The sequence below is a fragment of the Cypionkella psychrotolerans genome (genome assembly GCF_001294535.1).
Taxonomy (GTDB): Bacteria; Pseudomonadota; Alphaproteobacteria; order Rhodobacterales; family Rhodobacteraceae; genus Cypionkella; species Cypionkella psychrotolerans.
Genome location: NZ_LGIC01000007.1, coordinates 114,841 through 130,823 on the forward strand (window position 1 = coordinate 114,841; position 15,983 = coordinate 130,823).

Genomic DNA, 15,983 nt, shown 5'->3' on the forward strand with positions numbered 1-15,983 from the left:
ATACCGGGGGCGGGGGAATTGGACTTAAGCGCGCAGGCGCGATTGATAGTCGTGCGCCTTCCAGTTGGCGCGGGACTTCCACTGCGCTTCGGGCTGGCGGGCGGCCATCTCGTCAGGGATTTCCACATCGTCAAAGCCGGTGCGCCGTGCCATCGGGTATTGATCGGCGATCACCGGACCCATGGCGCGCAGGTGGCCCTTGTAACCAAGCGCGCGCAGGCGGTGGCCGATGGTGAAAGCGCGACCATCGCTGAACGCCGGGAAGGCGATGCGGATCAGGGTCAGATCGGCCAAGTAGGGCAACAAAGCCTCGGGCGCGTCGGTGTGCAGCAGGTCCACCGTGCCTTGGTGGCTGGCGATGTCGGCCAAGGCCACGGCGGAGACTTCGGGGGCGGGCGAAAAACCCTGATCGGTGACGAGGACGCTCATGCGGCGGTATCCTTTCTGATCGGCACGGCTTTGCCATTGATAAAATGGATGCCGCATTCGGTTTTGCCCTGACCGCGCCAGCGGCCTGAACGGGGGTCTTCGCCGGGGGCGACTTTGCTGGTGCAAGGTGCGCAGCCGATGCTGGGGTAGCCTTGGGCGACCAGCGGGTGGCGCGGCAGGCGGTTGTTGACGATGTATTCTTCCAGATCGTCGCGGCCCCAATGGGCGAGGGGATTGACCTTGATGCGGGTGTCGCCCTCGGCTTCAAAGAACTCCACCGCTTGCCGGGTCGAGCCTTGGAAGCGTTTGCGCCCGGTGATCCATCCGTCAAACGGCGTGAGGGCGCGTTCCAAGGGTTCGACCTTGCGCACGCCGCAGCAGGCGTCGGTGTTGAACTGGTGCAGCGTGTTGTCGGGGTCTTCAAACGCCACACGGGGCTGGGCGGCGCGGATGGTGCGCACGTCGCAAAGGTGGAGTTTCTCGGCCAGCTCGCGCTGGTAGTCGAGGGTTTCCTGAAACAACATCCGGGTGTCGATGAACAGCACCGGGGTTTCCGGGGCGATCACCGAGACGAGGTGCAGCAGTACCACCGATTCCGCGCCGAACGATGACACAAGTGCGACTTGCCCCAGATCATCATCCTTCAGTGCGTGTTCCAACACCGAAGTCGCGGCATGGTGTTTGTAGCGGGCGTTCAGCGCTGTGACACGCTCGGCGACCGAGCCTGCGGGGAAATCACGCGGCATCACGACCGCCTTCAACGTCATAGAGCGCTGATTTGAACGGGGCGAAGCCGACGCGACGGTAGGTTTGCAGGAAGGTTTCCGAGGCATCCTCGCGGATTTCAAGGTAGGCGCGGATGATACGCTCGATGGCGGGGACGATTTCGTCATAGGCGAAACCGGGGCCGGTTTTCTCGCCAATGCTGGCGGTCTCGGTGCCGTCACCACCCAGAGTGATCTGGTAGTTTTCGACGCCCGCACGGTCCAGCCCCAAGATGCCGATATGGCCGACATGGTGGTGGCCGCAGGCGTTGATGCAGCCGGAGATTTTGATCTTCAGCGGGCCGACGTCATGCTCCAGCTTCAACTCCTCAAACCGCAGCGCGATTTCTTGCGCGACCGGGATCGAGCGCGCAGTGGCAAGGGCGCAATAATCCATGCCGGGGCAGGCAATGATATCGCTGATCAGGCCAATATTGGCAGTTCCGAGCCCCGCGTGGACAAGGGCGGCATGCACCGCTGGCAGGTCGGATTTATGCACATGCGGCAGGATGACGTTCTGCTCATGGCTGATGCGCAGGTCGTTGTGGCCGTATTTCTCGGCAAGGTCGGCCATGACGCGCATCTGAACGCTGGTGGCATCGCCGGGGGTTTCGCCGTGGGCTTTCACCGAAATGGTGACGATCGCGTATTGGTCGTTACGGTGTTGCGCGAGGTTGGTATCGACCCAAGCGCGGAACGACGGATCGGCTTTGTAGAAGGCGTCATAGCCATCGGTGGGCGCATTGCGGAAGGCCGGGGGGGCGAAGGCGGCGCGGATGTCATCGAGCAGGACTTGGTCGGCACCGCCAAATTGCAGGCGGGTTTCCAGGAAGCGTTCTTCGATCATCCGGGAAATCTCTTCCCGGCCAGTCTCATGCACGGTGATCTTAATGCGGGCTTTGTATTTGTTATCGCGGCGGCCCAGCACGTTGTAGACCGACAGCACGGCCTCGACATAGGGCAGCAGGTCGGCGACGGGCAGGAAATCGCGCACGGTGAAGGCGATCATCGGAGTGCGGCCAAGACCGCCGCCGACCATGACTTCAAAGCCGGGCTCGCCAGCGGCATTGCGGACCATGCGCAGGCCAATGTCATGGGCTTTGGTGACGGCGCGGTCGTTCGGGCTGCCGGTGATGGCGATCTTGAACTTGCGCGGCAGGAATTGGAATTCCGGGTGGTCGGTGGACCACTGGCGGAGCAATTCGGCGTAGGGGCGGGGGTCTTCGATCTCATCCGCGGCGGCACCCGCAAAATGGTCGGCGGTGACGTTGCGCACGCAGTTGCCAGAGGTCTGGATCGCGTGCATTTCGACATCGGCCAGGGCGCTAAGGATCGCGGGCACGTCGGGCAGTTTCGGCCAGTTGAACTGGATGTTCTGCCGGGTGGTGAAATGACCGTAGCCTTTGTCCCATGTATCAGCGATCAGCGCGAGTTGGCGCATTTGATTGGGATTGAGCGTGCCATAGGGGATGGCGACGCGCAGCATGTAGGCGTGCAGTTGCAGATAAAGCCCGTTCATCAGGCGCAGTGGTCGGAATTCATCCTCTGTCAGGCTGCCATCCAGACGGCGGGTCACTTGATCAGAAAACTGCGCGACGCGGGCGCGGACGAAGGATTCGTCGAAGTCGGAATAGTTATACATGGTACAGATCCACTTGCTTGCCGTGGGCATAGTTGGAGGGGCCACGGGTGCGGAAAGCCTCGCGGAAATGCACAGGCTCGGGGCCGTTTGGGCCAGCCTTGGCATCGGCCAAATACGCGCCGACGATCACATTCCGTTGGGCGGCCCCAAACAGCAGGCGGATTTGCGCGTGGGCTTCGTCCTCGATCAACTCGGCCTCATGATGCTGGCGCGACCAACGGTCATCGGCGGTGAGATAGACCACGTCGCCTTCCCGCAGATCATTGGCGGTGACGACTTTCGGGATAAACTGGCGGCTCATGCTTGTGTCCCTTTGGGAGTGGTCGGTGTGGCGGTGTCGGTCGCCGCGAGGCGGTAGTGGATCGCGCGACGTCCTGCAAGAGCAGTTGGGCAGGTCGTGGCGTGATCGCGTTGTTTTACCCATCCAATATAGGATATTTTCCCCTGTTTTCGCCAGTCCCCCTTGCGGATAAGGAAGAATGTTCCGATACTCGGGCGGAATGGAATGAATTTCCGCAAAGCAAGGTGTCTGGCGAATGGCGGCCCAGTTGGATGAGTTGGATCGGAAAATTCTTGCAGAGTTGCAAGAGGATGCCGAGCAGTCGTTGGATGAAATCGCCCGCAAGGTGGGCAGCTCAAAGACCCCGGTGTGGAACCGTATCCGGCGGATGCGTGAGCAGGGGGTGATCCTGAAACAGACGGCCCTGCTGGATGCCGAAAGCTTGGGGTTGGAGGCGTGTTTCTTCGTACTGATCCGCACCTCGGAACATGAAGCCGACTGGCAGCGCAAGTTTTTGCAGGTTTTGCGAAGCCGCCCCGAGGTGCTGGAGGCGCACCGTTTGGCGGGCGATATCGACTATATCCTGAAGGTGCGAGTGAAGAACGCGCGGGCCTATGACACGTTTTATCAGGCGCTGATTTCGGAAGTGAAGATTTATAACGTGACAGCACTTTTGAGCATGGAAGAAATCAAGGCGACAACGGTGTTGCCGCTATAGCCAAGGCGAAATTCAAAAAAGTCGAATTTCACGGGGCGTTTTGCGCCTTTCCGCCCGTTGTGATGACAGGGCCATCTGATCCTCTACGCCGCCCCGGACTTGATCCGGGGCCTCACCTTATCCCTGAAGCGCAGATGCCCCGGATCAAGTCCGGGGCGGGGTGGGATATGCGGGGGGCGGGTCAATGGGCAGCACTAATCTGCCTGCACCATCAGCTTGGTCAGCCCATGGAAGTGGTAGACATCGCCGTAAACCGGGGCCTCGACCAACCGCAGTTTCGGCAGGCGTTGGAACAGAATCGGCAAAGCGATTTGCAACTCCAGCCGGGCCAGCGGCGCGCCGACGCAGAAATGCAGGCCTGCGCCGAAGCTGACATGCGGCCTGACAGGGCGATTGGGTTGGAACTGGCCGGGTTTTTCCCAGAGGCCGGGGTCGCGGTTGGCTGCCGCCAGCAAAAGCGCCACCTGGTCGCCGCGATGGAACGTATGGCCCATCACCTCGATATCTTCATAGGCCCAGCGGGTGAACATATGCAGCGCGGGATCGAAGCGCAGGATTTCCTCGATGCAGGTGTCTGCATTGGCTGCAGTGACGGTGTTGCCGGTTTGCAGCAGGGTTTTCACGCCATTGCCGATGGTGTGGACGGTGGCCTCGTGGCCTGCGTTCAACAGCAGGATGCAGGTGGTGATCAGCTCATCTGTGGTCAGTTTCTCACCGGCTTCCTCGGCGGCGATCAGTGACGTAATCAGATCGTCGCGCGGGTCTTGGCGGCGGGCTTCGACATAGCCTCGCATGAAGGCGACGAAGGCCTCGGTTGCGGCAATCGCGCGGTCTTCGCGGGCGCGGTCACGGCCTGCCATATACATGCCGACCATCGCGTTGGACCATTTCAGCAGATCGTCTGACATGGATTCCGGCACACCCAGCAGGCGAGCGATGATGATAACCGGCAGTTTTTGGCCGAAATGTGCCAGCAGATCGAATGGGCCTTTCGGGAAGGCATCGATCAGCTGATGGGTGAGGGTTTCAATCTCGGGCTGCAAAGCTGCGATACGGCGCGAGGTGAAGGCGCGCAACACGAGGCCCCGCAGGCGGGTGTGGCGGGGCGGTTCCAGTTCCAGCATCGAATGGGCTTCGACCGCGTAGAACGGCTTCAGGTGATCGGGGATTTTCGGGGCAAGTTCAACTGGTGCCTCGCGGCCAAAGCGACGGTCGCGGAAGATCGCACTGCAGGCTGCGGCATTGCCGGTGCAGGCCATGTCGTATTCGGCCCAGTGGAAGAACGGGCCTGCCGCGCGGGCTTGTTCGTAGAACGGATAGGGGTTTTGCACGAAAGCGGGGTCAAGCGGCGATTGGTGTAGGGTTTTTATGCCAGCCATTTTCAAACCCTCCGTCCCAGCGGAATGATACCTTGGGCGATCAGCACGCCGATGGCGACAAGGCAAGCGGCGGCGGCTTGGCCCCAATCCCAGCGCCCGCCCAAGAGGAACAGGATGATCATGACGTAGAACGGGGCCGCGTTGATATGCAGACCGGACAGGCCGATGCCGAGTTTCTCCACCGACATAATCCACATCAGCTGGCTGATCCCAAGTGATCCGACCGAAAAGGCCAGCAGCGCAAGTGTTTCTTTCCAGCCCCAAGCGCTGAAATCGGGCGGCGGGGTGCCAAAGGCGACGCCCAAAGCCGCGACAGTGGACACCGCGATGGCTGCACCGGAAATCGTCAGCGCGGTGCGGCCGATCGGCGAGAGGCCGGGGAAGGCGGTGACGGTCAGGCGGGAGCCCAAGGTGAAAGACAGCACCGAGCAGAAGCACAAAAGCGCGCCCAAACCCATGGACATGCCACCCGCTTTGAAATCCAGCGCCATCATCCCCCCAGCCAGCGACAGCAACAGACCCAGCACCAGCGCGAAGCTCAGTTTGCGGCCATCCAGCACAACCTCCAGCGCGATGCCGACCATCGGCAGGGTGGCCGAGATCACGGCCGCTGTGACAGCGCCACCACGGGCTTGGCCCTGGATCAATAACCATGCGCCAAGCCCGATCAGGCTGCCGACGGCGATGCCTTTCAGCCAGTTGGCGCGCCGGAATGCCCCCGGCCCCTCCATCAGCGCCCAGACCGGTAAAAGGGCCAGGGCAGCGAGCGCCATCCGCAATGCGCTCAACTGATCAGCAGGCAGCAGCGGGATGATGAAATCGGCGGCAGGCAGGCCTGCGGCCCAGATCAGCATCGAAGCCATGCAGATCAGGTTTGCGCCCAGCAGGCTGGGGACAGGGGTGGCGGGGATGTTGGCTTGTGCGCTCATAGCATGGGTCTAACAGGGCGCGCCCGTCCGGGCTGATCCGTCCGCGACGCGCGCAGGTCAAGCTGCGGCGAGGGCGGCGACAATCGCGCCGAAATCAGCGGCTTTCAGACTGGCCCCGCCAACCAAAGCGCCATCGACATCCGGCACCGCGAAGATTTCGGCTGCATTGGAGGGCTTGACCGAGCCGCCGTAGAGCAAGCGAGTTTTCGCGGCCTCTGCACCGATATGCGCGGTCAGGCGCGCGCGCAGGAAGGCGTGAACCTCGGCGATTTGTGCTAAAGTGGGGGTGCGGCCGGTGCCGATGGCCCAAACGGGCTCGTAAGCCAGCACGAGGTTTGCGGAGGTGGCGGTTGCCGGCACCGAACCATCCAGTTGCGCGCCGATCACCGCAAGGGTGTCGCCCGCATCCCGCTGCGCTTCGGTCTCGCCCAGACACACCACAGCGATCAGACCTGCCGCGATGGCGGCCTCAGTTTTCGCCAACACCAAAGCATCGCTTTCGCCATGATCTGCGCGGCGCTCGGAATGGCCCAAGATCACATGACTTGCGCCCGCATCGGCCAGCATCACGGCAGAAATATCGCCGGTATGGGCTCCCGAGGCTTTCGGATGGCAATCCTGACCACCGACCTGCAGCGCCGATCCAGCAGCCAAAGCCGCCATCTGAGAAAGCAGCGTCGTGGGCGGGCAAAGCAGCATCTCACAGGCGGGCGCGGGATGTGCGGCCAGAAGGGCAGCGACCTCGGCCAAAGCCGCCCGGTTGCCATTCATTTTCCAATTGCCTGCGGCCAGCTTCTTCATCGCATCCCCCCAATGTTCGCCAAAGGGTTAGCGAAGCGCAGCGCCAAGGGAAAGCCCTTGCATTTGCTCTTTTGAAAATACTCATTCTGATCGCAACCCAGCGGCCAAAGCCAGCCCGAACCCTGTATCCCGCGCCCACCGCGCGTAAGCGCTCAAGGGTCTTGCGGCGGCAGCCGCGCGATCAGATCACGGGGATCAGGCCGAGTGCTGTCAGCAGAACAACCGCAACGGATCAGGCGTCTTTGAACTTGATACTTTCGCCGCAGCCACAAGCTTCAGCCACGTTGGGATTGTTGAACTTGAAGCCCGCTTGCAGCAGATCCATCTCGTAATCAATCTCGGTGCCGAACAGGAACATCTGCGCCATCGGCGCGATCAGTACCCTAGCTCCGTCTTGCTCGACCACTTCGTCCATCGGATTGGCTTCCGCCACATAATCCATAGTGTATTCCATGCCCGCGCAGCCCCCCTTCTTGATGCCGATGCGCAGGCCTTGCGAGCCTTGCTTTGCCATCAGCCGCGCAATTTGCTTGGCGGCGATCGGGGTCAGGGTGACGGCGGCTTTGCCGGGGATGCCAAACATGGGGGTGGTCCTTTACGCTCTAGCGCCAAAGATAAGATCGCCGGGGTCATCCGACAAGGCCATAGCGTGGCGTTACATGAAGCCTAATTCCAGTCGCGCCTCGTCTGACATCATCTCCATCCCCCAAGGCGGATCAAAGGTCATGCCAACCTTGACCTCTTTCACCCCGGCGACGGGTTCGACTGCATCTTGCACCCAACCCGGCATCTCGCCCGCCACCGGGCAGCCGGGTGCGGTCAGAGTCATCAGGATTTCAACCGCGTTTTCCGGGCTGATTTCAATGGTATAGACCAGACCCAGATCATAGATATTCACCGGAATTTCCGGGTCATAGACCGTGCGGCAAGCCTCTACGATCTGCTCATAGAGCGCGTGTTCGGTCGAGGAGGGGCGGATCAGGGGGGCACCCTCGATCTGGTCTTGCAGCTGGGTCATCACATTCTCACGCGGTTAGTTGAGTAATTATATAGGGAATGAGCAGCAAAGGTCCAGTGCGGCGAAGCGGTTTTCGAACTTGCGGGTTTGCGTGTCAAATCTTGCGCCAGATCTTGCGTCAAATCCTAGGCTCAACCGAGACCTAAAGTAGCCGGCGCGCCAACCCGGCGCGCCGGATCGCCCATGTCAGCAGGATCGAGCCCGCAACCGCCAGCAGATAGATCGCAGGCCGGGGCAGCGCGCTGTAGCGAAACAGCACCGCGCAAAACGCGACGTGGATGAAGTAAATCCCCGAGGCATAATCCCCCAAGCGGCGGTCGGCCACCAGGGTGGAGCCTTTCAGCGCCAGCAACATCAGCGCCGGGGCCGCAAGGCCAAGTGCGAGCAGCGTATCATGCCCGACGCCCTTTGGGGCAAACCGCGCCAGAGCCAGCGATTCGACCAGCACCAGCGCCACGCCGATGCCCGCAGCCAGTTGCAGCCAACCGACGCGCAGGCGGGCCGCGATGCCCTCGCGCCGGATCAAGAACCCCACCAGCATGAAGGGCAAACACAGCAGCAAAGGATTGCGATTGGCCAGCAGCGGATCAGAAAAGATCAGCTTGTTGGGCGCGATCAGATTCCAAGCGATGCCATAGGTGACGGCAATGCCGGCAAAGAAAGTCAGGGCGGCCAACCAAGCCAGCACCCGACTTGACCATGCCGCAACCCCCACGATCAGCGCCGCCGCCATCACCATTCCGGCCAGATACCACAGATGCCAATAGCCAAACAGCGCGCTGCGCAGGTTTTGCAGTGGCGAATGGGCCAGAAGCATCGGCCAATAGATCGGCAGATACAGCAGCATCCACAACGCATAAAGCTGGCCCGCGCGCCGGACATAGGCCCAGCCGCGCGCCCGCTCGACCGCAGCTTGCAGGAAATAGCCGTTGAACAGCAGAAAGATCGGCACGCCCAGCCGGAACAACCCGTCTCCGGTCAAAAGAATCGCCGTTCGTCCCAGCGGGGCGAACGGGTTGGCGTGAATGCCGACGACCATGAAAGCCAGAGCAAGCTTCAACGCATCAATGGCGCGACTGCGGTCCGCGCTGGACATCAGGGGATCTGGCCTTACTGAGAGTTAAACTGAGAACGTGGCGTTATGTTTAGAACGGGATTTCGTCGTCAATATCCGAGCGCCCACCACCCGAACCACTGCCAGAACCACCGCCCGAGGACGAGCCGCCGCCATAGCCGCCGCCGCTCGATCCACCCCGGCTGTAACCGCCGCCAGAAGCACCACCACCCGAGCCGCCGCCCTGATCTTCATAGCGGCCGCGATCATCGTCGCCGCCACCGCCCGAACCGCCGCCATCACGACCGCCAAGCAGGGTCAACTCGCCCCGGAACTGCCGCAGCACGATTTCGGTGGTATATCGGTCTGCGCCGGATTGGTCCTGCCATTTGCGGGTCTCCAACTGGCCTTCGATGTAAACCGTCGAGCCTTTTTTGAGATATTGTTCGGCAATTTTGCCGAGATTCTCATTGAAAATCGCGACCGAATGCCATTCGGTGCGCTCTTTACGCTCGCCGCTTTGCTTGTCGCGCCAAGTCTCCGAGGTGGCGATGCGCAGGTTCACCACTTTGCCGCCGTTCGGGAAGTTGCGCACTTCCGGGTCGCGGCCCAGATTTCCGACGATGATCACCTTGTTGACCGAGCCTGCCATCTTAGTCTCCCTGATTCCGTACATCCCCGCCAGCATCGCGACAGGTGGTTAATAATTTCTATAGACTGCCCCATCTGGCCCCGCAACCGGGCAGCGGCGGCGCGGATGGCAAGGTTTTGCCGAAGTGGTCCGGCTGGGTCTGATCACGGCGCTGGAACTTGGTGCAAACTTTGGTATAGTGCCGCCAGTTTTGGTCTGGGTTGAAGACAGGGTCTCCATGCGATTTTCGCCGATGGTGTTGACGATCATGATGGCCGCAGGGCTGGCACTGACTGCCCCTATGATGGCGCAGGCGGAGGCGTTGAAGCTGGGCGGCAAGAAAAACCGCGCTTCGATGCTGAAATCGCAGATGGCGCTACTGGATGGGCGGTTGGCTGTCGAATATGAGGGCTCGGACCGGCTGAAGCCGAATTATAACAAGGCGGATGCGGGCGGCTCGGATGCGCCGGTGCGACGCTTTGCTGGCAAGTATAAGGGTGAGTATCTGGAGGTCGCCAAGGCCGCCGCCCGCAAGCATGGCGTGCCGGAGGATGTGTTCTTGCGGCTGGTGCAGCAGGAAAGCGGCTGGAACACCGGGGCTGTTTCGATCAAGGGCGCCACTGGCCTCGCGCAGCTGATGCCGGGGACGGCGGATCGGTTGGGGGTGGATATCAACGATCCGGGTGAGAACCTTGAGGGCGGCGCACGGTATCTGCGGATGATGTATGATCGCTTCGGGACCTGGAAGCTGGCTTTGGCCGCTTATAATGCCGGGCCGATGGCGGTAGAAAAGCACGGCGGGGTGCCGCCGTATGATGAGACCCAGAATTACGTTTTGGCGATTTTGGGCTAAGGGTTTTACAGGTCGTCCACGCGTGGACAGGGCTTTGATTTATATAAAATCAATGGGTTATACCTGCCCCGTTCATGTTTCATTAACATTTTAGCGCGGCTTTACATCGGCTGCCTGCATCGTTACACCGCGCGTTTTGCTGAAACGCGGGGGCTGCTATGACGCTGTTTTGTGGGATCGACTTTGGCACCTCGAACTCGACGGTATCGCTGGCGGATACTGACCGGGCTTGGCTGATCGCTTTGGAAGATCAGGCGGTGACTTTGCCCTCGGCGGTGTTTTGGGAGCAGGATGGCGGTGCGCCCGAATTTGGCCGCGCGGCGATTGCGGCTTACCTTCGCGGTGATGAGGGGCGGCTGATGCGGGGGCTGAAAAGCACGCTCGGCTCGGGGATGATTGACGAGCGCACGGCAGTTGGGTCGCGCGCGGTGTCGTTCCGTGAAGTTCTGACGCGGTTTATGCGGCATATGGTCGAGGTTCTTCGGGTCCATGCGCCGGGCGCGGACCGGGTGGTGCTGGGGCGTCCGGTGCATTTTGTCGATGGTGATACCGCGGGCGATGCCAAGGCGCAGACTGCGCTGGAGGAAATCGCGCGGGGCTTGGGCTTTCGGGAAGTGTCGTTTCAATATGAGCCGATTGCGGCGGCGTTGCAGTATGAGCAGGGCATTGCGCGCGAAGAACTTGTGCTGATCGTCGATATAGGCGGCGGTACGTCGGACTTTTCCATCGTGCGGGTATCGCCGGAGCGGGCGCGGGCGGCGGATCGGGCTGGGGACATTCTTGCCAATGACGGTATTCGCGTCGGCGGAACCGATTTTGACCGCTTTCTCAGCCTTGCCGAAGTGATGCCGCACTTGGGCTATAAGGCCACGACCAAGCACGGCAAGGGGTTGATGCCGAACCATTATTTCCTCGATCTGGCGACGTGGCACCGCATCAACATGCTGTATACGCAGCGCTGTCTGGCGGATTTGAAGGCGTTTCGGCGCGAGATTGATCGGCCGGAATTGCTGGATCGGTTGATGAAGGTGATCGCAGAACGCCAAGGCCATGCGGTGGCGATGGCGGTGGAGGCGGCGAAAATCGCGCTGTCGGATCAAGAGGTTGTGCGGTTGCAGATTTCTGCGCTGACCGGGGGGCCGAACCCGATGCTGCGGCGTGAGGGCTTTGAGGCGGCGGTTTTGCCGCTGGTGGAGCGGATTTCCGAGCGGTTGGGGGCGGTGCTGGCGCAGGCCGGTGTTGGCGTCGGCGATATTGGCACGGTGTTTATGACCGGGGGATCGTCTGGTTTGCCGATTTTGCGGGCTTGCGTGCAGGCGGCGCTGCCGGGGGTTGCGATTGCTACCGGGGATATGCTTGGTTCGGTCGGGACGGGGCTGGCGCTGGATGCGCGGCGGAAGTTTTCCTAAATGGGGTGAAGCATGATCGCGGCGATTGAAGCGTTTTTGCCGGAAGCGGTGGCGTGGCGGCGCGATTTTCATGCGCATCCTGAGTTGAGTTTTGCCGAACATCGCACGGCGGCGCGGGTGGCGGAGTTACTGCGCGGCTTTGGTTGCGATGTGGTTGAGGCGGGCGTTGGCGGCACTGGGGTTGTGGCGGTGATCAACGGGCGGGCTTCGGGGCGGCGGATTGGGCTGCGGGCGGATATGGATGCTTTGCCGATTTTGGAAGCCTCGGGGGTGGCATTTGCCAGCACTGTGCCGGGGGTGATGCACGCGTGTGGCCACGATGGGCATACGGCGATGCTGCTGGCGGCGGCGAAATATCTGGCAGCGTCGCGGGATTTCTCGGGGCAAGCGGTGTTGATTTTTCAACCGGGTGAGGAAGCAGGCGGCGGGGCTAAAGCGATGATTGCCGATGGCTTGCTGGAGCGTTATCCCATTGATGAGATTTACGCTTTGCACAATATGCCGGGGCTGGCTTTGGGAGCCTATGCCAGCCGCTCGGGGCCGATTATGGCGGCGGCGGATATGTTTGAGATTGTGATTTCGGGGCGGGGTGGCCATGCGGCGCAACCTCATTTGGCTTTGGATCCGGTGATGATTGCGGGGCACGTGCTGGTGGCGCTGCAGACGGTGGTTTCGCGCAATGTCGATCCGTTGAAGCCTGCGGTGTTGTCGGTCTCCACGGTGGCGAGTGAGGGGGCGGGGGCTTGTGTTGTGCCGGGGCGGGTGGTGCTGACCGGGACGGTGCGCAGCTTTGAAGTGGCGGTGCAGGATCTGCTGGAGGATCGGTTGCGCGCGGTGGTGACGGGGATTGCGCTCGCGCATGGCGGGGTGGCCTCGGTCGAGTATCTGCGCGATGCGCCTGCGACGGTGAATGATGCGGCTTGTGCGAAATATGCTTTGGCGGTGGCGCGGGGGATTTCGGACACGGTGGAGGCGGATGTTGCGCCGATGATGGTGTCGGAGGATTTCTCGGAGTTTCTCAACCTTGTGCCGGGGGCGTTCATGTTTGTCGGCAATGGCGCGGGGCCTTTGCTGCATCATCCGGGTTATGCGTTCAACGATGCGGGCCTGCCTTATGGGACGGCGTGGCTTGCGGGGATGGTCGAAGCGCGCGGCTGAGGGGTTGCGGCGCGGGCGGGATTGGCTCAGGCTGCACGCAAAAGGAGAGCCATTATGCCCGTGAAGAACCGATTTGCCGAGATGCTGCCCGAGATCGCCGGATGGCGGCAGGATTTCCATGAGAACCCCGAGTTGCTTTTTGAGGTGCATCGGACGGCGGGCCGAGTGGCGGAGTTGTGCCGCGAATTTGGCTGCGATGAGGTGACCGAGGGCATTGGGCGCACGGGCGTTGTGGTTGTTATCAAAGGCAAAACTGATACTGCGGGGCGGGTGATTGGCTTGCGGGCGGATATGGACGCTTTGCCGATCATTGAGCAGACCGGGGTGGCTTATGCCTCAAAAGTGCCGGGGAAGATGCATGCTTGCGGGCATGACGGCCATACCTCGATGCTGCTGGGGGCGGCAAAATATCTGGCGGAGACGCGGAATTTTGACGGCACGGCGGTGTTGATTTTTCAGCCGGCGGAAGAAGGCGGCGGCGGTGGGCGTGAGATGTGTGCCGAGGGCATGATGGACCGTTGGGGCATCCAAGAGGTTTACGGCATGCACAATATGCCGGGGATTCCGGTCGGGCATTTTGCGATCCGGCCGGGGGCGATGATGGCGGCGGCGGATCAGTTTGAAATCACGGTGACGGGCAAGGGTGGTCATGCCGCGAAGCCGCACGACTGCATTGATACCACGGTGGTCGCCGCACATATCATCGTGGCTTTGCAGACGATAGCCTCGCGCGGGGTGGACCCGTTGAAGCAGGTGGTGGTGTCGGTTTGCACGGTGGCGACGGATTCGACGGCGCATAATGTGATCCCTCAGGTGGTGAAGATGAAGGGCACGGTGCGGACGATGGATTTCGGCGTGCAGGATTATGTTGAAGGCCGGGTGAAGGCGATTGCGGAGGGCACAGCGCAGGCCTTGGGGGCGGTGGCTGTTGTCGAGTATACGCGTGGCTATCCGGTGACGGTGAATGCGATCGAGAATACGGGGTTTGCAGCGGAGGTGGCGCGGGCGGTGTCGGGGCAGGTCGATACCGACACGGCACCCTTGATGGGGGCCGAGGATTTCAGCTTCATGCTGCTGGAGCGGCCGGGGGCTTATATTTTCCTCGGCAATGGTGACACCGCGATGGTGCATCATCCGGCGTATAATTTTGATGATAATGCGATCCCGTTTGGGTCAAGCTGGTACGCCGGGATGGTGGAAGCACGGATGCCAGCGGCGTAAGGGACTGCCCCCCCAGGCGGCACCCACTCGCCCACCCCACCGCCATCGGGGGGCAGTTTGGGGCGGCGGGTGGGCTGGCGGCGGTTCTGACATCTGGGCGAAGGTTGCGTCGGGGGAGCCTCCGGCGGGGATATTTATCGCCAATGTGAAAGGGTCTTGGGATGATTGCTTCGGTGTTGGTGGGGCTGATTGCAGCGCTGCATGGCTATATTTTGGTGCTGGAGATGTTCCTGTGGCAAGCACCACGAACGCGGACGGTGTTTGGCACTTCGGCGGAGTTTGCGGCGGCGACCAAGGTTTTGGCGGGCAATCAGGGTTTATATAACGGGTTTCTGGCGGCGGGGTTGGTTTGGGCTTTGTGGCTTGGGGCGGAAGGGCGCGGGGTGGCGTTGTTTTTCTTGGGCTGCGTTTTGATCGCCGGGATTTATGGTGCTGCGACGGTGTCGCGGCGGATTTTGTTTGTGCAGGCATTGCCGAGTGCGCTGGCGATTGGCGCGGTTTTGCTGGGGGCTTGAGGGGGCCTCCGGCGGGAGTATTTTGAAAAGAGCAATTTGGCGTGGAATAAGATAGCTTTATAGATCGGGAATAGGGCGAGTATGTACGATTCTACGCAATCTTTTTTAGGGAGATACGTCAGATCGGGCGTGATGGTTTTGTTCTGGCTGATTTTGCTACTGCTCGGCTTTCAGGTTTTGTCGGGGCATGGGAGATCAAAGCATAAACTGGATGTGTATAACAGCTACCTGACAAGCGATCATTTCGCTATTGTCGAAGATCTATCAAAGGGTGCCAATCTGTTTTTTGGCACAGCGGACGGACAAGCCCTCGTAAAGGTTAAAAGCACACAAAGGCTTTCTGGTCCCGTTATTGTGAATAGTTCAAGATTGCTGTTTGTTGAGGACGTATTGTCTCCGATTCGTAGATTCAGCCTTTTAGAATTGAACATGACGGGGTCCGAGATTTCTTGCAGCAGATTGTTCTCAAGCGATCAATACATCGGTGTTCCAGCGATTATGTCGGGTAAACATGCGTCCGAAATTTTGTTCTTTTCTGGGCAAGTCTTTGCAGGTGCGTCTGGAAATCCTGTCCCTACGCGGCGTTTGTCATCCTACCGCGATGGAATGGTTTCAGTTTTTTATGGTTCTGCATTCTCAACCATTAGCCGTTTGGCGCAAATTGACGAGGATCGCTTTCTTGGCGTGTCCTTTTCGTATGACACGCTGACAGCAAGTGAGGCGGGTTCCTCGCCCTATAGAGATCTACAAAATAACTCTATGCTGGCTGAGGGGCATATTCGGGATCAATCACTGGAAGTAAAGCCAGCCGCGATTGGTCGATTGAAACTCGAAAATGTTTCCGGAGTGAGTTCCAATCCTGATATTGACACGGTTATTATCAGATCAGCGGATTTTTCTAAAAATGGAAGCCATACAAGGTTTACGATTGTTCAAAATTCTCAAATCGGATCAGCCGAAAGTTTTCTGCTTCCAAAGGAATTGCGCGCGAGCGGATTGTATTTGTCGAAAGATGCCAACCAAAAAATCCGCGTTGCCATGATCACAGTGAATGAAGATGTTCCAGACATTGATAAGAGTGCCTTAATCACGGATTATGTGGACGGCATCCCCGAAAATTCGCGGTTGATCAAATTCGATGCGGCATCGGTTTTTGACACTAAGAACTGCCGTGCAAAGTGA

18 protein-coding genes are annotated in these 15,983 nt (G+C 60.3%); 7 read left to right on the forward strand and 11 right to left on the reverse strand.

Annotation, left to right across the window (positions count from 1 at the left end; genetic code table 11):
- Nucleotides 1-24: 24 nt before the first annotated feature.
- The 4 genes from AKV04_RS02175 to AKV04_RS02190 are packed head-to-tail and all read right to left on the reverse strand — an operon-like array spanning nt 25 to nt 3,136.
- Nucleotides 25-429, reverse strand: coding sequence for a DUF934 domain-containing protein (locus tag AKV04_RS02175; RefSeq protein WP_054004840.1), 405 nt, complete (start codon nt 427-429; stop codon nt 25-27).
- Entirely contained in the window at nt 426-1,175 is a 750-nt protein-coding gene (locus AKV04_RS02180) for a phosphoadenylyl-sulfate reductase (protein WP_054004928.1), read from the reverse strand. Before AKV04_RS02180 ends, AKV04_RS02175 begins: the two co-directional genes overlap by 4 nt.
- Nucleotides 1,165-2,835, reverse strand: coding sequence for a nitrite/sulfite reductase (locus AKV04_RS02185; protein WP_054004841.1), 1,671 nt, complete (start codon nt 2,833-2,835; stop codon nt 1,165-1,167). The genes AKV04_RS02180 and AKV04_RS02185 overlap by 11 nt, the downstream gene beginning before the upstream one ends.
- Nucleotides 2,828-3,136, reverse strand: coding sequence for a DUF2849 domain-containing protein (locus AKV04_RS02190; RefSeq protein WP_054004842.1), 309 nt, complete (start codon nt 3,134-3,136; stop codon nt 2,828-2,830). Before AKV04_RS02190 ends, AKV04_RS02185 begins: the two co-directional genes overlap by 8 nt.
- A gap of 235 nt (nt 3,137-3,371) precedes the next feature.
- On the opposite strand from AKV04_RS02190, the gene AKV04_RS02195 reads away from it, so the two are divergent.
- Nucleotides 3,372-3,833: an Lrp/AsnC family transcriptional regulator gene (locus AKV04_RS02195; RefSeq protein WP_054004843.1), complete on the forward strand. Its 462-nt coding sequence runs from the start codon at nt 3,372-3,374 to the stop codon at nt 3,831-3,833.
- A 194-nt stretch (nt 3,834-4,027) separates the two neighbouring features.
- On the opposite strand, the gene AKV04_RS02200 is transcribed toward AKV04_RS02195, so the two are convergent.
- From AKV04_RS02200 to ssb, 7 genes are all read right to left on the reverse strand, one after another.
- Nucleotides 4,028-5,203: a cytochrome P450 gene (locus AKV04_RS02200; protein WP_054004929.1), complete on the reverse strand. Its 1,176-nt coding sequence runs from the start codon at nt 5,201-5,203 to the stop codon at nt 4,028-4,030.
- 11 nt (nt 5,204-5,214) lie between these two features.
- Nucleotides 5,215-6,141 (reverse strand): EamA family transporter, encoded by a 927-nt coding sequence (locus AKV04_RS02205; RefSeq protein ID WP_054004844.1) that lies wholly within the window; start codon nt 6,139-6,141, stop codon nt 5,215-5,217.
- Nucleotides 6,142-6,198: 57 nt separating this feature from the next.
- Nucleotides 6,199-6,942 carry a triose-phosphate isomerase gene (tpiA, locus tag AKV04_RS02210; protein ID WP_054004845.1) on the reverse strand — a complete coding sequence of 248 codons (744 nt, stop codon included), beginning with the start codon at nt 6,940-6,942 and terminating at the stop codon, nt 6,199-6,201.
- Nucleotides 6,943-7,174: 232 nt separating this feature from the next.
- Nucleotides 7,175-7,525, reverse strand: coding sequence for a HesB/IscA family protein (locus AKV04_RS02215; RefSeq protein WP_054004846.1), 351 nt, complete (start codon nt 7,523-7,525; stop codon nt 7,175-7,177).
- 72 nt (nt 7,526-7,597) lie between these two features.
- Nucleotides 7,598-7,960: an SUF system Fe-S cluster assembly protein gene (locus AKV04_RS02220; protein ID WP_054004847.1), complete on the reverse strand. Its 363-nt coding sequence runs from the start codon at nt 7,958-7,960 to the stop codon at nt 7,598-7,600.
- Nucleotides 7,961-8,102: 142 nt separating this feature from the next.
- Complete coding sequence (locus AKV04_RS02225) at nt 8,103-9,056, reverse strand: acyltransferase family protein (RefSeq protein ID WP_054004848.1); 954 nt, start codon at nt 9,054-9,056, stop codon at nt 8,103-8,105.
- A gap of 49 nt (nt 9,057-9,105) precedes the next feature.
- Entirely contained in the window at nt 9,106-9,666 is a 561-nt protein-coding gene (ssb, locus tag AKV04_RS02230) for a single-stranded DNA-binding protein (protein WP_054004849.1), read from the reverse strand.
- A 217-nt stretch (nt 9,667-9,883) separates the two neighbouring features.
- On the opposite strand from ssb, the gene AKV04_RS02235 reads away from it, so the two are divergent.
- The 6 genes from AKV04_RS02235 to AKV04_RS25975 all read left to right on the forward strand — a co-directional run bounded on the left by AKV04_RS02235 (nt 9,884) and on the right by AKV04_RS25975 (nt 15,983).
- The gene (locus tag AKV04_RS02235) at nt 9,884-10,498 is read left to right on the forward strand and encodes a lytic transglycosylase domain-containing protein (protein WP_054004930.1); all 615 of its coding nucleotides are present in this window, start codon (nt 9,884-9,886) and stop codon (nt 10,496-10,498) included.
- A 158-nt stretch (nt 10,499-10,656) separates the two neighbouring features.
- The gene (locus AKV04_RS02240) at nt 10,657-11,907 is read left to right on the forward strand and encodes an Hsp70 family protein (RefSeq protein ID WP_054004850.1); all 1,251 of its coding nucleotides are present in this window, start codon (nt 10,657-10,659) and stop codon (nt 11,905-11,907) included.
- A gap of 12 nt (nt 11,908-11,919) precedes the next feature.
- Nucleotides 11,920-13,065 carry an amidohydrolase gene (locus tag AKV04_RS02245; protein ID WP_054004851.1) on the forward strand — a complete coding sequence of 382 codons (1,146 nt, stop codon included), beginning with the start codon at nt 11,920-11,922 and terminating at the stop codon, nt 13,063-13,065.
- Between the two features lie 54 nt (nt 13,066-13,119).
- A complete protein-coding gene (locus AKV04_RS02250; RefSeq protein WP_054004852.1) occupies nt 13,120-14,286 on the forward strand; it encodes a M20 aminoacylase family protein in 1,167 nt (388 codons plus the stop codon).
- A 161-nt stretch (nt 14,287-14,447) separates the two neighbouring features.
- Nucleotides 14,448-14,801 (forward strand): DUF1304 domain-containing protein, encoded by a 354-nt coding sequence (locus tag AKV04_RS02255; RefSeq protein WP_054004853.1) that lies wholly within the window; start codon nt 14,448-14,450, stop codon nt 14,799-14,801.
- Between the two features lie 132 nt (nt 14,802-14,933).
- Nucleotides 14,934-15,983 (forward strand): hypothetical protein, encoded by a 1,050-nt coding sequence (locus AKV04_RS25975; RefSeq protein WP_156317310.1) that lies wholly within the window; start codon nt 14,934-14,936, stop codon nt 15,981-15,983.

What these genes read in the sequence shown, in the direction of transcription:
- AKV04_RS02205 (WP_054004844.1), bottom strand. Translation starts at nt 6,141, where the DNA reads ATGAGCGCACAAGCCAACATCCCCGCCACCCCTGTCCCCAGCCTGCTG.
- AKV04_RS02185 (WP_054004841.1), bottom strand. Translation starts at nt 2,835, where the DNA reads ATGTATAACTATTCCGACTTCGACGAATCCTTCGTCCGCGCCCGCGTC.
- AKV04_RS02175 (WP_054004840.1), bottom strand. Translation starts at nt 429, where the DNA reads ATGAGCGTCCTCGTCACCGATCAGGGTTTTTCGCCCGCCCCCGAAGTC.
- AKV04_RS02250 (WP_054004852.1), top strand. Translation starts at nt 13,120, where the DNA reads ATGCCCGTGAAGAACCGATTTGCCGAGATGCTGCCCGAGATCGCCGGA.
- AKV04_RS02195 (WP_054004843.1), top strand. Translation starts at nt 3,372, where the DNA reads ATGGCGGCCCAGTTGGATGAGTTGGATCGGAAAATTCTTGCAGAGTTG.
- ssb (WP_054004849.1), bottom strand. Translation starts at nt 9,666, where the DNA reads ATGGCAGGCTCGGTCAACAAGGTGATCATCGTCGGAAATCTGGGCCGC.
- AKV04_RS02215 (WP_054004846.1), bottom strand. Translation starts at nt 7,525, where the DNA reads ATGTTTGGCATCCCCGGCAAAGCCGCCGTCACCCTGACCCCGATCGCC.
- AKV04_RS02235 (WP_054004930.1), top strand. Translation starts at nt 9,884, where the DNA reads ATGCGATTTTCGCCGATGGTGTTGACGATCATGATGGCCGCAGGGCTG.
- AKV04_RS02180 (WP_054004928.1), bottom strand. Translation starts at nt 1,175, where the DNA reads ATGCCGCGTGATTTCCCCGCAGGCTCGGTCGCCGAGCGTGTCACAGCG.
- AKV04_RS02225 (WP_054004848.1), bottom strand. Translation starts at nt 9,056, where the DNA reads ATGTCCAGCGCGGACCGCAGTCGCGCCATTGATGCGTTGAAGCTTGCT.
- AKV04_RS02220 (WP_054004847.1), bottom strand. Translation starts at nt 7,960, where the DNA reads ATGACCCAGCTGCAAGACCAGATCGAGGGTGCCCCCCTGATCCGCCCC.
- AKV04_RS02190 (WP_054004842.1), bottom strand. Translation starts at nt 3,136, where the DNA reads ATGAGCCGCCAGTTTATCCCGAAAGTCGTCACCGCCAATGATCTGCGG.
- AKV04_RS25975 (WP_156317310.1), top strand. Translation starts at nt 14,934, where the DNA reads ATGGTTTTGTTCTGGCTGATTTTGCTACTGCTCGGCTTTCAGGTTTTG.
- AKV04_RS02255 (WP_054004853.1), top strand. Translation starts at nt 14,448, where the DNA reads ATGATTGCTTCGGTGTTGGTGGGGCTGATTGCAGCGCTGCATGGCTAT.
- AKV04_RS02245 (WP_054004851.1), top strand. Translation starts at nt 11,920, where the DNA reads ATGATCGCGGCGATTGAAGCGTTTTTGCCGGAAGCGGTGGCGTGGCGG.
- AKV04_RS02240 (WP_054004850.1), top strand. Translation starts at nt 10,657, where the DNA reads ATGACGCTGTTTTGTGGGATCGACTTTGGCACCTCGAACTCGACGGTA.
- tpiA (WP_054004845.1), bottom strand. Translation starts at nt 6,942, where the DNA reads ATGAAGAAGCTGGCCGCAGGCAATTGGAAAATGAATGGCAACCGGGCG.